Below are 13,169 nucleotides of genomic sequence, written 5' to 3' on the forward strand. Positions count from 1 at the left end.
AGAGTCGGCCTTGCCTCGCTGGACAAAAACTGAGCAGCCGTGGCGGCGATCAGGGCGATCAGATTGACGCTTCTCATCATTTTCACGCCGCGGCAATCGAAGTCGTGTCTCGTACTAGGGAAGTCACTTGTTTCATTTGCCCTACAATCCGCTTACCTTCACCTCAGTCTCATGCAAAACTGCCGGATCTCCGGGCCCTTACGTTCCAGTCATTGACATATCCATGATCACCATGCCGACGAAAGGATTAAGATGAAGATCGCTCAAGTTGCGCCGTTGCGGGAAAGCATTCCTCCTCAACGCTACGGAGGTACGGAACGTATCGTTTCGTATTTGACGGAAGAACTCGTTCGCCTGGGGCATGACGTGACGTTGTTCGCGACCGGGGATTCTTCCACATCGGCCAAGCTGTCCGCCGCCTGCCCGGCATCTCTACGTTCCAATCGGACGATATCGTGTCCGGAGGCGCCGTTGTTCCTTCACCTTGAGCGGGCGTTCGGCACCCACGCCGGGGGCTTCGATCTCATCCATTCCCACGTCGATCTCTTAGGTTTTCCCCTCGCCCGTCGATGCCGTACGCCGGTCGTGACGACGTTATATGGTCGGCTTGACCTGCCGGAACTGAACCCGGTGTTTCAAAACTTTTCCGACTTGCCCATGGTCTCGGTGTCCGAAGCCCAGCGCGGTTCGCTCCCGTGGATCAATTGGCAGGGCACCATCCATCTCGGATTGCCTCGTGATCTGTATTCCATGCATCCGCATCCCGGCGCGTACCTTGCCTTTCTGGGTCGGATATCACCAGGCCGAGGAATGGAGGATGCCATAGAATTGGCCAAACGGACTGACATGCCGCTCAGGATCGCGGCCAAGGTTGAACCGGCCGACCGGAGTTACTTCGAGCACATCGCACCACTATTCGAACATCCGCTGGTGGAATATGTCGGCGAAATCACCGATGCGGAAAAAGACGATTTTCTGGGGGAGGCCTATGCCCTCATCTGTCCGTACGATTGGCCGGAACCCTTCGGATTGGCGCTCATCGAGGCTCTCGCCTGCGGCACACCGATCCTCGCTTATAGGCGGGGCGGGATTCCAGAAATCGTCGATCACGGGAACACGGGGTATTTGTGCGAAAGCTTGGCGGAAATGGCCAATACGGTCGCATGGATTCCCAATCTCGATCGTCGCCGCTGCCGGGCCGCGTTCGAAGAACGGTTTACCGTCGAACGAATGGCGCAAGAGTACGCATTTCTCTATCAACGATCCGCACGCAAAGAAACCGTCCAGCCGGCCGATCAAGTTACTTACCGGAGCATGCGACAGTCGCCGCGTTCCGTACGTGCTGACGACGCGCGAATTGACGGGCATCGTATTGGGAAGCAGCGCCAAGTAAGACGATTGGCCGTCTAAATGCGCTATTTCCCATTCGGCCGGCTCAGGATCGGCGGCGGACGGGGCGGAGTCGATGCATCATATCGGCCGTGATCTGCTGTTGTACCTTGGCATACCCGTCCCACGGATCGTGGGTCAGTTGTGAGAACCGTTCCTCGATGTTGTGCAACGTAAACTGGTCGGATCGGAGGTTCGGAGAGCATTCATCCCACCTCACCGGAACCGAAAGGGGGGCCCGCGGCTTGGCGCGCGTCGAATAGGCTGCCACCGCGGTCGCACCTCGTCCGTTTCTCAGATAGTCCAGATACACCTTCCCCGTACGGGCGCGTTTCGACATGTTGTCGGTAAAGCGGACCGGAAGAATGCGGACCAGGTGTCCGGCCAAGGTTTTGGAAAATTGCTTGACCTCGTCCCACGAGTGCCGTCGTTCCAACGGCACCACGACGTGCAATCCTTTCCCGCCGGTGGTTTTGAGAAACGACGTCAGACTCAATTCATCGAGCAACGTTTTCACGAGACGTGCGGCTTCAACGACTTCGTGCCAGGGCACGTCGGGGGCCGGATCCAAATCGAGGACCATCCGATCCGGCTGTTCCAACCGATCCTCCGTGGCACCCCACGTGTGAAGTTCGAGGACGCCGAGTTGCACCAGCGCGACCAACGCCGCCGGCGTGTTTACGACCATATACTGAGCCGATCCATCCGTTTCTTGGATTTCAATGCGATCAATCGCCTCATGCACCTGATCGGTCACGTGTTTTTGATAAAAACACCCTGTCCCCTGTCCATCCGGACAACGCACCAACGTCAGCGGACGTCCTCGCACGTGCGGCAGGATCCGGCCCGCGATCCGCTCATAGAATTGCGCGAGCTCCAATTTGGTGATGCCATCGTGGGGGAACAACACTCGAAAAGGGTTGGAAATGCGGATCCCCGCCACTATCGGCACCCCGGCACGCTTTCGCGTTGGGCCGGATGACCGCTCTCGACGGGCGGAAGACAGGGGGGGATTCGACTGAGCAATCTCTTCTTCTCGTCGTCGGTCGGTCGTCAAACGGCTCGCAGGCACTCTGTCGGCGGACTCACGCACGATGGCGCCGGCCGCCTTGTCCTCCCGCAGACCGACGAAAGAAGCTTGGCGAAGGATGCCTTCCTGAGTCCATTCCGCAAACCGAACTTCGGCCACCAGTTCCGGTTTCACCCAATGTACGCCTTTGGCCTCCCCACCCGTTGGAGGATTCACGAAGGCCGGCTTCGGTTGTTGACGCGATCGCAAGGCACGCTGCAGTTGCGAGAGTCGTTCTTCGGAAAACCCGGTTCCGACCCGTCCCACATAGGTCAGCCCTCCGCCTTCGTACACGCCGAGCAACAATGCCCCAAATCCTCGCCGTGAACCGGACGGATCGGTGAAGCCGCCGATCACAAACTCCTGGCGACGGTGGCATTTCACCTTCACCCAGTGTTTAGTCCGGCCGGCGACATACGGACTGTCCGCCTGTTTGGCGATCACGCCCTCCAACCCGCGTCGACAGGCCGTCTCAAACACGATACGGCCCTGCCCACGAATATGGTCACCGTACCGCAAGGGACCGTTGTCCGGAAGCCCGTCCAAGAGAGCGGCGAGTCGCTGCTTGCGCTCATGGAGCGGGCGCGATCTGAGATCTTCGCCGTTGAGGAAGAGAAGATCGAAGACATAGTAAAGGAGCCGGACCTCACGCCCACGGTCGAAGGCGTTCTGCAACGCTTGAAAGCTCATCGTTCCATCCGGGGTGAGCGCGACGAGTTCACCGTCCAGCCATGCATTTTCCACGGGCAATCGGGCAACGGCCTGTCTCTGCTCGGGTAGTTTTTCGGTCCAGTCCCTACGGTTCCGCGAGAACAGGCGGGCCGCGCCCCGATCGATTCGGCACAACATGCGATATCCGTCGTACTTCAGTTCATGAATCCACCCGTCTCCTTCGGGCGCTCCGGAAACCAACGTCGCCAACTGGGGCGTGATCCATTCCGGGCAGGCCGCCTTGTCCCGTCGACTCCCGGATGCGTTGGAACGAGGGGCGGCACGGGTGGTCGTCTGTCCGGATTCCGACCTCGGTGTTCGCTTGTGGATCACGGACCGGCGGTTGGAATGCCATGTATCGACCTTGGCCCGAGCGATTTCTTCCATGGTCATTCCGCTTTTCACGCTTCGCGACGATGTGGCAGGTGCATTGTCGGACGCGGCCGTGCCGGCGGTGGCGTCGCGTTCCTTGATGAGCAACCAATTGTCTTCCTCGCGATTGCGCGCTCCACCCATGCGGACCAGGGTCCAGCGGCCCTGCAGCTTTTGACCCGCCAGCGTGAATTTCAGTCGTCCTTTTTCATAGCCCGCTCGAGGATCCCCGTCCGGAATCCACCGGCCTCGATCCCACACCATGACGCTGCCGGCGCCATACTGTCCGGGAGGAATGACACCCTCGAAATCGGCATATTCCATCGGATGATCTTCGACGTGCACGGCCAATCGTTTGTCGGAAGGGTTCAGACTCGGCCCTTTGGGGACGGCCCAGCTCTTGAGGGTGCCGTCCAGCTCAAGCCGAAAATCGTAATGGAGTCGTCTGGCGGCGTGTTTCTGGATCACATACTGCAGCGCCGAGCCGGATCGCGATGCGGGACCTCCCCGAGGTTCCGTGGTGCGTCGAAAATTCCGCTTTTTCCGGTATGGCTGTAACTTTTCCAAAGAATTCATCGCGGCGTTGGAGCAGGCTGCGGAAAAACACTTCGTTCATCCTTCGAGAGCCTCAGGGCGGACGGAGCGCTCAGTGAATACCGAGGGGCTTCGCTCGTGCTGAGCCCTCTCGAAACACACACTTCAAGTGTTTCCGCGGCCTGCGAGATACGCATGGCTGGTCGGCGCTTCCGACAGGATGGAACAACGGCTTTGTCGTGCGGTCAGCGACTGCATCAGCCCTCAATCGGTACGATGAGCGCCATCGAGATCGCCTGACGGACCATTTGGCTGGCATAGCCCCATTCATTGTCGTACCAACTCATCACCTTGACGAGGTTGCCGTCCACCACCTGGGTCATATCGACATCCACGATCGATGCGCGCGAATCTTGAACGACGTCGGAGGACACGATCGGATCCTCGGTCACGCCCAGGACTCCGGCATATCGATCGCTGCGCGCCTCGTTCAGGAAGAGGTCGTTCACCTCGGAGACGTTCGTGTCCTGTTGCGTCAGCATGACGATATCGGAGAGCGAACAAATCGGAACGGGCACCCGAACGGCCGCGCCTTGGAATCGCCCGTTGAGAGCGGGCAAGGCCCGCGTCGTAGCTGTCGCGGCGCCCGTGACGGAGGGCACGACGTTGGCCGCCGCCGCCCGTCCGCGACGTGTGCTCTTGTGTTGTCCGTCCACCAACGCCTGACTGGCGGTGTAGGCATGGACCGTCGTCATTACCGCCTTGTGTACGCCCAGATGGCGGTCGATGATCTCGACGACGGGCGCTACGCAGTTCGTCGTGCAGCTGGCGCAGGATAAGATCGGACCGGCCTTCTCATCATACGCGTTCACTCCATAGACGACGGTCGGGATATCCTCGTCCTTGGCCGGCGCAGAGAGGATCACCCGTCTGGCCCCGGCCTCGAGATGCTTGGCAAGGTCCACCCTGGTGTTGAACTTCCCCGAACACTCGAAGACGACCTCGACGCCCAGCCCTTTCCACGGAAGACGGCCCGGATCGCGCTCCGCAAAGACGGAATATCTCCGATCCGCCATCGTGAGCGCATCCGGCTCGGCGTTCACCCGCATATGGTAGCGACCGTACACGGTGTCGTGGTTGAGGAGGTAGGCCAGGTTGTCGGGGGGCGCCACGTCGTTGATCGCCACGAGTTCGAGTTCCGGCGTATTCGCGAGAATCTTGAACGTGGCTCGTCCGATTCGGCCGAGTCCGTTGATGGCGACTCTCATCATGGATCGATCCTCGTCACTCTCATGCCGTGTGTTTCAGGCGAAAGTGGTCGCACTTTTCATCGAGCGCTTTGACGGCCGCATCATAGGCATCGACGAATTTCTGCACCCCTTCATGTTCCAGTTGCCACGTGACGCAGTCGAAGTTGATGCCTACTTGCTCCAACTGAAGCATGACCGATTCGGCCTGCTCGAGTTCGGTCCCGACGGCATCCGGCACGACCCGGCCATGATCCGCAAAAGCGCGCAACGTGGCTTCCGGCATCGTGTTGACCGTGTCCCGTCCCACAAGTGATTCGACATACACGACATCCCGATAATTCGGATTCTTCGTTCCGGTACTGGCCCACAAGGGCCGCTGGACTCGTGCGCCTTTCACCGCCAACCGAGCCCATCGATCACTCCCGAACACCTGTCGAAATGCCCGGTAGGCCAGCTTCGCATTGGCCACCGCCACGCAGCCCCGTAGACGGGCCGCCGGCGACTGTGGTCCTCGATCCCCCGAGGGAATGCGCCGCTGCAACAACTGATCGACCAGCACGTCGATGCGGCTCACGAAAAAACTCGCCACTGACACGACCGTCCGCAGCGGCTGACGAGATGTCACTCGTCGCTCGAGAGCCGAAAGATAGGCCTCCATGACGGCCTGGTAGCTGGGTATGGAAAAGAGCAGGGTTATGTTGACCCCGATCCCTTCCGTCAACAGCTGCTCGATCGCCGGCACGCCTGCGTCCGTCGCGGGCACCTTCACCAATAGATTGGGCCGATTCACGCGTTTCACGTAGTGACGGGCTTCATGCAGCGTGTCCTCCGTGAAGTACGCCGCATGCGGCGACACTTCCAGACTGACATAGCCATCGAGCCCGTCCGTCTCCACATAGACATCGTGCAGTAAGTCGCAGGCCTGCTGCACGTCGTGGACCAGCAGAGTTTCATAAATATCCTTCGTGGACCGTCCTTCCCGAGCGAGGGCTTCGATCTGCCGGTCATAATCACGACTCGAGAGAGCCTCGCGAAACGTCGTGGGATTCGCGGTGATTCCTCGAAGACCGTGGGTTCGAATCCATGCCTTCAATTCCCCGCCGGCGATCATGTGTTGGCTCAGATTATCCAACCAATGGCTCTGTCCGGCCGCAAGCAGCTGCTCTAACGACTTGGTATTCCGTGGCCCCGCCATGCCCACCCTCACGACTTCGTTGATTCAGGTCTTCATAATCGGATCTTTCACTTCAACTTCGCTATCGCATTTCCTTCAGCGAGCTGTCGGGCACCGGCAATTCCCGGACTTGGGGCGGATCCATTTTCAACACCGCCTCCGCTTCGCCGTTGGATCTCACTTGCGCCGCCACGCTGTCGCCCACCTTCACGCGCGACTGAATTTTCGTGTCGGGTACGACACGGATGTGACTTTGTACGCCGTTCGGCTGCGTGATCCAGTAGGACTCTTCGATCTTGACGATTTCCCCCTGGACGTTGCGGCAGGGAGAATTAGTCGTACAATTTTTCGATAATGGAAATGCCGGGGCGGTGCCTTGAACGGCATTCTGAGGCTGTCCTTTATTGGATTGATGTTCCTCCGCCGAACTGACGGCGGTATATCCAACGGTAATCGACATCACGATGATCGCTATTCTAGTCATGCCTGCGCCTTCCTTTCTTTTTTCGTCCGAGTGTCGCCGCTCACATGGAGACCGATGGCCGGTAACGTGGATTGTCCCTTTTTGTTCCCCGCACTCCCTGTTTACTGATCCTGGTCAGGATCGGCTTGTGAAATCCGGCCCTTCTTCGGGTCAGCGCTGACAGAAGACGATTGACCTTGTCCTTCGCCGACGTTGATCGTCCCCGCGATATTTTCCTCGCCGCTGGGGAGATTCGAATCCGCACGCACGACATACTTGACCTCCGACGGGCTCTTGAAACACACGCTCGCCGTGTCGTTGGCGTTCAACTTGGCCGTATACTGATTCTTGTTTCCGCTCGTCAGTAATCCGCCGAAGCCGCGCTGGCAGGTCAGCTGGCCTTCCACCGGCAACAGAAAGATCACACGCGCATCCCCCTGCCGCTTGTTGATGAAACGGATCTCGTCCCCCGGATTGGCGGTGACGGTCACCGGATCCACGTTCTCTCGTATGATGATGTCTTTGACTTCCCCGGTTCGCGTGATCGTCGGCATCCCGTCTCCTCCGCCCAGTCCCATGCTCTGACAGGCTGAGAGTGACATGGCCAACGCGATGATGGCGCCTGATTGTCGTGTCATGATGTCCTCCTTAACTCGTGATGGAATGGCCTGCGGACTCCGTCGCCGTTTCTCCAGAAGGCTGCAAGAGCTGCACCGATCAGCGGAACGCAATCAGATCAAGGATTTGTCATGTTGTACTGGTTCGGCAGACCGGAATATCCGATGGAGCCAAGACATTTTGTTCATGCGCAAGACAGGTTAGCCGCTTTGGATTCGATGAAGTTCAAACCCAAACCATTCTGATTCAAAACTAGGGGTGCCCCTAGTGGGCAAGACCCCTTAGTCCTTCTACGGTCGGCCCACCCTCATATCCCGGACGACAGGAACCACGATATGACTTCGACACGAACCGTCTTACGATTTCCGCGAAGCAGTTTTCACAAACGTCTCGAGCTGGCGACTCGTCAGGTCCATCACCGTCTCGAAACACGGCTCCCGCTATTGGAGAGCGGCCTTACGCCCGAACGCTATCGTGATGTGCTTCGGGTATTTTTCGGATTCTACCTGCCGCTCGAAGCATCCCTGGACTCGTCCGCTCCTCCGGTGTTACGCGCCACGGTGGCATGCCGCAGTAAATCATGGTGGCTATTGGAGGATCTCATGTCCCTGGGCGATTCCACGGCTGTCATCGGCACACTGCCCCTCTGTCAAGAGTTGCCGACCATCACAAACCAGGCGGAGGTGCTCGGATCCTTATATGTCGTGGAAGGAGCCACATTAGGCGGGCAAATCATACTCAAGAGCTTGCGCGGCTCGCTGGGCCCGAACGCCGATCGCTTCGCGCGATTCTTCACCAGTTACGGCGTTCGTGTGCCCGACATGTGGAGCCAGTTCCTGCGTATCTTGGAGGCGGCGGCCTACGACCGGCTGCAAGAGGAGGCGATCATCGCCAGCGCCCGCCGAACCTTTTCCTCTTTCGAACAATGGCTTGTGCTCAACCATGCCGCCGATCCACCGGCGGCCCCTTACCACTCCTTAGCTCTCCATGCCTCCTGACCAAAGCGAAGTGCCCATCACCGCCCGGAACGTCGACCTTTCGAACTGCGACCGGGAACAGGTCCAATTCTGTGGAGCGATCCAACCGCATGGAGTGCTTCTCGTCTTGAGCGAACCTGATTGTATGATCACGCACGTCAGCGCGAACACGGAGGAACGGCTCGGGCTGACGTCCGAAGACCTGCTGGGACAACCTATCGACCGGCTCTTGAACCACGAAGAGGCCCAATTATTCCGTCGTCAGGTGAGCCACGAAAAGAACCTGACCTGCCCTCCGGTGTGTCTTTTCACTGCACCGGTCCCCGGTCCGATGAAAGAAGCCTATTTCTTCGTCCATCGAAACGAGAACGGGCTGCTCATCGTCGAACTGGAGGGCAAGGGACTACCTGGTCCGGTCTCCCTGCAAGACCTCTATTCCGAAGTGCGTGCCAGCATGGCCGACCTGCAGCGCACCGAATCGCTGCAGGCCTTCTTCGACCTAGCGGTGTCCCGTATCCGTCGCTTTACCGGGTACGATCGCGTGCTGGCCTATAAGTTTCTCGAGGACCGCAGTGGTTGGGTGCTGGCGGAAGATCGGGAAGAGGGTCTAGAGAGCTATGTCGGCCTGCATTATCCCGCGAGCGACATCCCCGAACCGGCCCGTCGGCTATTTTCCATGAAATGGATCAGTCATCTTCCCGATGTGGGCTATGAACCGGTGCCGCTCATCGCGAAGCAGGGCGAGGAGGAGAAGCCGTTGGACCTCAGCTATTCCATCCTGCGCAGCGTCTCCGTGATGTACAGCGGGTATCTCAAGAACATGGGTGTCAAGAGCACGATGGTCCTGACCCTGCTGAAAAACGGCAAGCTCTGGGGCTTGATCTCGTGCATGCACCATCGAAATCCCAAACACGTCGCCTATGAACACCGCACCGCCGCGGAATTTTTGGCGCACCTCATGTCGCTCGCCATGGCGTCCAAAGAAGAGTTGCAGGACCGAGAATACGTCGGACAGTTGAAAGGGCTCCATGCCACGATGATGGAACAGATGCTGCGGCACGTGAACTTTCAGGAGGGCTTGCTCCGGCACGAGACCAACTTATTGTCCTATTTCGGAGCGAGCGGCGCGGTGGTCGCCCTGGACGGTCATCTCCACAAGCTGGGCAGGACGCCGGACGACAGCCGGCTGAAAGACCTGGTGACATGGCTCGCGGATCACATGGGACAGGATACCTATGCCACTGATCGATTGTCGGCGGCCTACTCCCCTGCGGCAGCGTTTCATGAACTGGCGTCCGGTCTGCTGGCCCTGCGCCTGTTCACGCACAAACCCCATTTCATTCTGTGGTTCTTGCCCGAAGTGGCCAAGACTGTGAACTGGGCCGGTGATCCGCACAAGCCGGTGGACGTATCCCGGATCGACGGCGAAGAGCGGCTCATCCCGCGCGCATCCTTCGCGCTCTGGAAGGAATCGGTTCGTGGCTCGTCCCGCCCTTGGCGCGAGAGCGAACTGGCCGCGGCGGCGGACTTGCGCCGGGCCATCGTGGACGTGGTGTTACGCAAAGCGGAGGAATTGGCGCGCGCCAACGAGGAGCTGACGCGCAGCAACGTGGAACTGGACGCCTTTGCCTATATCGCCAGCCATGATCTGAAGGAACCGCTGCGCGGCATCCATAACTATGCCCGCTTCGTGCTGGAAGACTACGAGGACAAGCTCGACGCCGAAGGGCAAAAGAAGCTGCGGACCATGATGAAGCTCACCGAACGGATGGATGAGCTGATCAACGGTCTCTTGCACTATTCCCGGTTGAGTCGTGAAGCATTGGAAGGCGAGCCGACGGACCTGGCATCGCTGGTGCGGCGGGTGGTGCAATCCCTGAAGCCCCGTCTGGACGAGCTTCAAGTGGCCGTTCGAACGACCGGCCCCCTTCCCACGCTTTCGGTCAATCCGGTGATGTTCCAGGAGGTCTTCGCCAACCTCATCACGAACGCGATGAAATACAACGACAAGCCCGAGAAGTGGATCGAGATCGGTGTCTCGGCCGAAGAACCAGCTTCTCAGCGAACGGTTGCCGCGCAGGAGGAGGGGATGACCGTCCTCCATGTCAAGGACAACGGCATCGGGATTCCGACCAGACATCAGGAACAGATATTCAATATGTTTCGCCGCCTCCACGCGCGCGACGCCTATGGGGGAGGGACCGGCGTCGGCCTGACGATCGCGAAGAAAATCATCGAGCGGCACGGAGGGCGGCTCTGGGTCGAATCGGAGCCGACGGTCGGTTCCACTTTTTTTATTGCTTTACCGAGATAGGCGCAGTTGTGCGAATTATTCTCATCGCGGAAGACAATGATGAAGATCTTATCGCGTTCCAGCGGGTGATGCGTCGATCGAACGGCCCGCCTCTCGTTCGATGTCGCGACGGCGAGGACGTGTTGAACTATTTGACCAACCCCCCGGACGGAACTACCCATCTGCCTTCGCTGATCCTGCTTGACCTGAATATGCCGGGCACCGATGGACGGGAAACATTGGCGCGCCTCAAGAGCGATCCGGACTTTCGTTCGATCCCGACCGTGGTCTTCAGCACGTCATCCAGTCCGAAGGACGTGGATTATTGTTACGACCAGGGCGCCAACGGGTATATGAGCAAGCCGGTCAAATACACGGATCTCGAAGACATCCTGCTGGGCTTCGTCGAATACTGGGACAAGATCATGATATTACCTCCCCCCAAAATATTGAGTGAACGAGGGCCCGCCCAATGAAGACTCCGGTGAATGTTCTGTTGATCGACGACAGCTCCGAGGACCGGCATATCTACCGCCGGTTCCTCGAACGATTACCCACGAACTATGTCGTGCACGAAGCGAAAGACGGAGCCTCGGGGGTGGAAGCAGCCGCGCGCCTAGAGCCGGATTGCATTATCCTGGATCTGAAGTTGCCGGACCAATCGGGCTTCGAAGTGTTGGTCCAACTCGTCGGCGAAGACCCTCCGCCCAAGATCCCGGTGATCATGTTGACCAGCTCCGTATCCGACACGCTCTCGAAGGGAGCTTTGTGGTTCGGCGCGCAACAATACCTGATCAAAGGCCGGTTCGAGGCGGAACAGCTGGACCAAGCGATCAGGGATGCGGTCGCGCGTGTGGCAGCTCTAACGCCAAAAAAGAGCTGATCGACTCGCTTCAACGCGACGACGGACGTGGTCTTCACACGTGATGACGGGCGCGACCGGTTCTACCAATAATAGGGAAAGCCGTAGTACCCCATGTATCCCCAACCATGGGGATAGGCGTAGCCATAATATGGCGCATAGCCGCGACCTCTCGCGCGATCCCAATCCCACACCGTGACATGTTTGAGCTCCAGCTGGGGAACCTGTTGCTGCACCTCATCGATGGTGATGGTCGTCGTGCCCTGCACTTCTCCCACCACCGTGATGCGCGTTTTCTCCTCGTCGAATATCGCCGGATCCGACACCTGATCGCCCCGGTCAATCACCACGAATCGTCCCTTCGACTCGGTTTCGCGACCCGTCGGAATCAGCTCTTCGGACAAGGGAATCTGCAGCACTTCGATTCTCGTGCCTTCCTTCACGCGTTGAGCCGACAGCACTTTCCCGCCCGCCAACATCAGTTTCCCTCGATGGGCTTGCGGATCATTTTTGATATCGGCGTAGCGCAGGTCACGATCGACCTTCCCTTCCAGCCGATCCGGAATGACGTCCGTCCGATCACATCCACCGACGAACATAAGCACGACCGACATCGCCGCGAGTATCAGCCGATTCATGACATACCATCCTTTCAATAAGTCCACCGGCCGCGCGACAAACGGCCACGGCTATGCAATCTTCTGTGAACCATGTTTCGCGACGACAAGTGCATCTACCAATAATAGGGATAGCCGTAGTACCCCCGGTATCCCCAAGCATAGGGATATCCGTAGCCGGCGTACGGACCATACCCGCCTTTCACGCGATCCCAATCCCACACCGTGACATGTTTGAGTGCCAGCTGAGGTACTTGTTGTTGCACCTCATCGATGGTAATGGTGGTCATGCCCACCACTTCCCCGACGGCAGTGATGCGCTTCTTTTCATCCTCGAATACGGCGGGATCCGATACCTTATCGTTCCGGTCGATGACCACGAATCGCCCCTTCGATTCGGTCTCTTTTCCGGTGGGAATCAAATCTTCGGACAACGGTATCTGTAATACTTCAAGTCTTGTCCCTTCTTGCGTCCGTTTTGCCGACAACACCTTCCCGCCCGCGAGCATCAGTTTGCCTCGATGGGCTTGCGGATTGTTCTTGATGTCGGAATAGCGCAGGTCACGATCGACCTTCCCTTCCAACCTCTCCGGGATCACGTCCTTCTGATTGCATCCACCGAAAAACAGAGGAGACGTGAACAACATCGCGACCATCAATAAATACATAGACCCACCTCCTTCTTTTTCTGCAGAACTGGTTCTAAGGCCTTTTCTTGGTGTTCCTGCAAAGGTGATTCCAGGGCCGGAAGCTTGGGAAGTAGGAACACGCCCGGTTCTTTCCACTGAAAAGTTTTGGCGATAAAAGACGACCTGTCCAAGTCGAGACGGAATGTCCCTC

Annotated in this window: 11 protein-coding genes and 1 pseudogene; 5 read left to right on the forward strand and 7 right to left on the reverse strand. The window is 58.4% G+C overall.

Translation table 11 applies throughout. The features are described from left to right. The first annotated feature begins 252 nt into the window (after positions 1-252). Positions 253-1,260 (forward strand): annotated as a pseudogene (locus A4E19_19855) (glycosyl transferase). Positions 1,261-1,435: 175 nt separating this feature from the next. Here the strand turns inward: A4E19_19855 and A4E19_19860 are convergent. The 5 genes from A4E19_19860 to A4E19_19880 all read right to left on the reverse strand — a co-directional run bounded on the left by A4E19_19860 (position 1,436) and on the right by A4E19_19880 (position 7,600). Further along, entirely contained in the window at positions 1,436-4,117 is a 2,682-nt protein-coding gene (locus tag A4E19_19860) for a hypothetical protein (GenBank protein OQW32286.1), read from the reverse strand. A gap of 215 nt (positions 4,118-4,332) precedes the next feature. Then, positions 4,333-5,346, reverse strand: a complete 1,014-nt coding sequence (locus A4E19_19865; GenBank protein OQW32287.1) for a type I glyceraldehyde-3-phosphate dehydrogenase — start codon at positions 5,344-5,346, stop codon at positions 4,333-4,335. A 19-nt stretch (positions 5,347-5,365) separates the two neighbouring features. Further along, positions 5,366-6,520, reverse strand: coding sequence for a transaldolase (locus A4E19_19870; protein OQW32288.1), 1,155 nt, complete (start codon positions 6,518-6,520; stop codon positions 5,366-5,368). 61 nt (positions 6,521-6,581) lie between these two features. After that, positions 6,582-6,959: a hypothetical protein gene (locus A4E19_19875; protein ID OQW32289.1), complete on the reverse strand. Its 378-nt coding sequence runs from the start codon at positions 6,957-6,959 to the stop codon at positions 6,582-6,584. Between the two features lie 125 nt (positions 6,960-7,084). Beyond that, complete coding sequence (locus A4E19_19880) at positions 7,085-7,600, reverse strand: hypothetical protein (protein ID OQW32290.1); 516 nt, start codon at positions 7,598-7,600, stop codon at positions 7,085-7,087. Between the two features lie 315 nt (positions 7,601-7,915). Between A4E19_19880 and A4E19_19885 the strand changes: the two genes are divergently transcribed. The 4 genes from A4E19_19885 to A4E19_19900 are packed head-to-tail and all read left to right on the forward strand — an operon-like array spanning position 7,916 to position 11,733. Then, positions 7,916-8,578, forward strand: a complete 663-nt coding sequence (locus A4E19_19885) for a hypothetical protein (GenBank protein ID OQW32291.1) — start codon at positions 7,916-7,918, stop codon at positions 8,576-8,578. Then, a complete protein-coding gene (locus tag A4E19_19890; GenBank protein ID OQW32292.1) occupies positions 8,568-10,871 on the forward strand; it encodes a hypothetical protein in 2,304 nt (767 codons plus the stop codon). The genes A4E19_19885 and A4E19_19890 overlap by 11 nt, the downstream gene beginning before the upstream one ends. Further along, positions 10,868-11,326 (forward strand): hypothetical protein, encoded by a 459-nt coding sequence (locus A4E19_19895; protein OQW32330.1) that lies wholly within the window; start codon positions 10,868-10,870, stop codon positions 11,324-11,326. The genes A4E19_19890 and A4E19_19895 overlap by 4 nt, the downstream gene beginning before the upstream one ends. Further along, positions 11,323-11,733: a hypothetical protein gene (locus A4E19_19900; protein ID OQW32293.1), complete on the forward strand. Its 411-nt coding sequence runs from the start codon at positions 11,323-11,325 to the stop codon at positions 11,731-11,733. The genes A4E19_19895 and A4E19_19900 overlap by 4 nt, the downstream gene beginning before the upstream one ends. 62 nt (positions 11,734-11,795) lie before the next feature. Here A4E19_19900 and A4E19_19905 read toward each other — a convergent pair whose 3' ends face one another. Next, a complete protein-coding gene (locus A4E19_19905) occupies positions 11,796-12,350 on the reverse strand; it encodes a hypothetical protein (protein OQW32294.1) in 555 nt (184 codons plus the stop codon). Between the two features lie 95 nt (positions 12,351-12,445). Beyond that, complete coding sequence (locus A4E19_19910; GenBank protein ID OQW32295.1) at positions 12,446-12,997, reverse strand: hypothetical protein; 552 nt, start codon at positions 12,995-12,997, stop codon at positions 12,446-12,448. Between the last annotated feature and the right edge of the window lie 172 nt (positions 12,998-13,169).

The organism is Nitrospira sp. SG-bin1, assembly GCA_002083365.1.
GTDB lineage: Bacteria > Nitrospirota > Nitrospiria > Nitrospirales > Nitrospiraceae > Nitrospira_D.

Coding starts and splice junctions, on each gene's coding strand:
- A4E19_19860 (OQW32286.1), bottom strand. CDS start 4,117: ATGAATTCTTTGGAAAAGTTACAGCCATACCGGAAAAAGCGGAATTTT.
- A4E19_19865 (OQW32287.1), bottom strand. CDS start 5,346: ATGATGAGAGTCGCCATCAACGGACTCGGCCGAATCGGACGAGCCACG.
- A4E19_19870 (OQW32288.1), bottom strand. CDS start 6,520: ATGGCGGGGCCACGGAATACCAAGTCGTTAGAGCAGCTGCTTGCGGCC.
- A4E19_19875 (OQW32289.1), bottom strand. CDS start 6,959: ATGTCGATTACCGTTGGATATACCGCCGTCAGTTCGGCGGAGGAACAT.
- A4E19_19880 (OQW32290.1), bottom strand. CDS start 7,600: ATGACACGACAATCAGGCGCCATCATCGCGTTGGCCATGTCACTCTCA.
- A4E19_19885 (OQW32291.1), top strand. CDS start 7,916: ATGACTTCGACACGAACCGTCTTACGATTTCCGCGAAGCAGTTTTCAC.
- A4E19_19890 (OQW32292.1), top strand. CDS start 8,568: ATGCCTCCTGACCAAAGCGAAGTGCCCATCACCGCCCGGAACGTCGAC.
- A4E19_19900 (OQW32293.1), top strand. CDS start 11,323: ATGAAGACTCCGGTGAATGTTCTGTTGATCGACGACAGCTCCGAGGAC.
- A4E19_19905 (OQW32294.1), bottom strand. CDS start 12,350: ATGAATCGGCTGATACTCGCGGCGATGTCGGTCGTGCTTATGTTCGTC.
- A4E19_19910 (OQW32295.1), bottom strand. CDS start 12,997: ATGTATTTATTGATGGTCGCGATGTTGTTCACGTCTCCTCTGTTTTTC.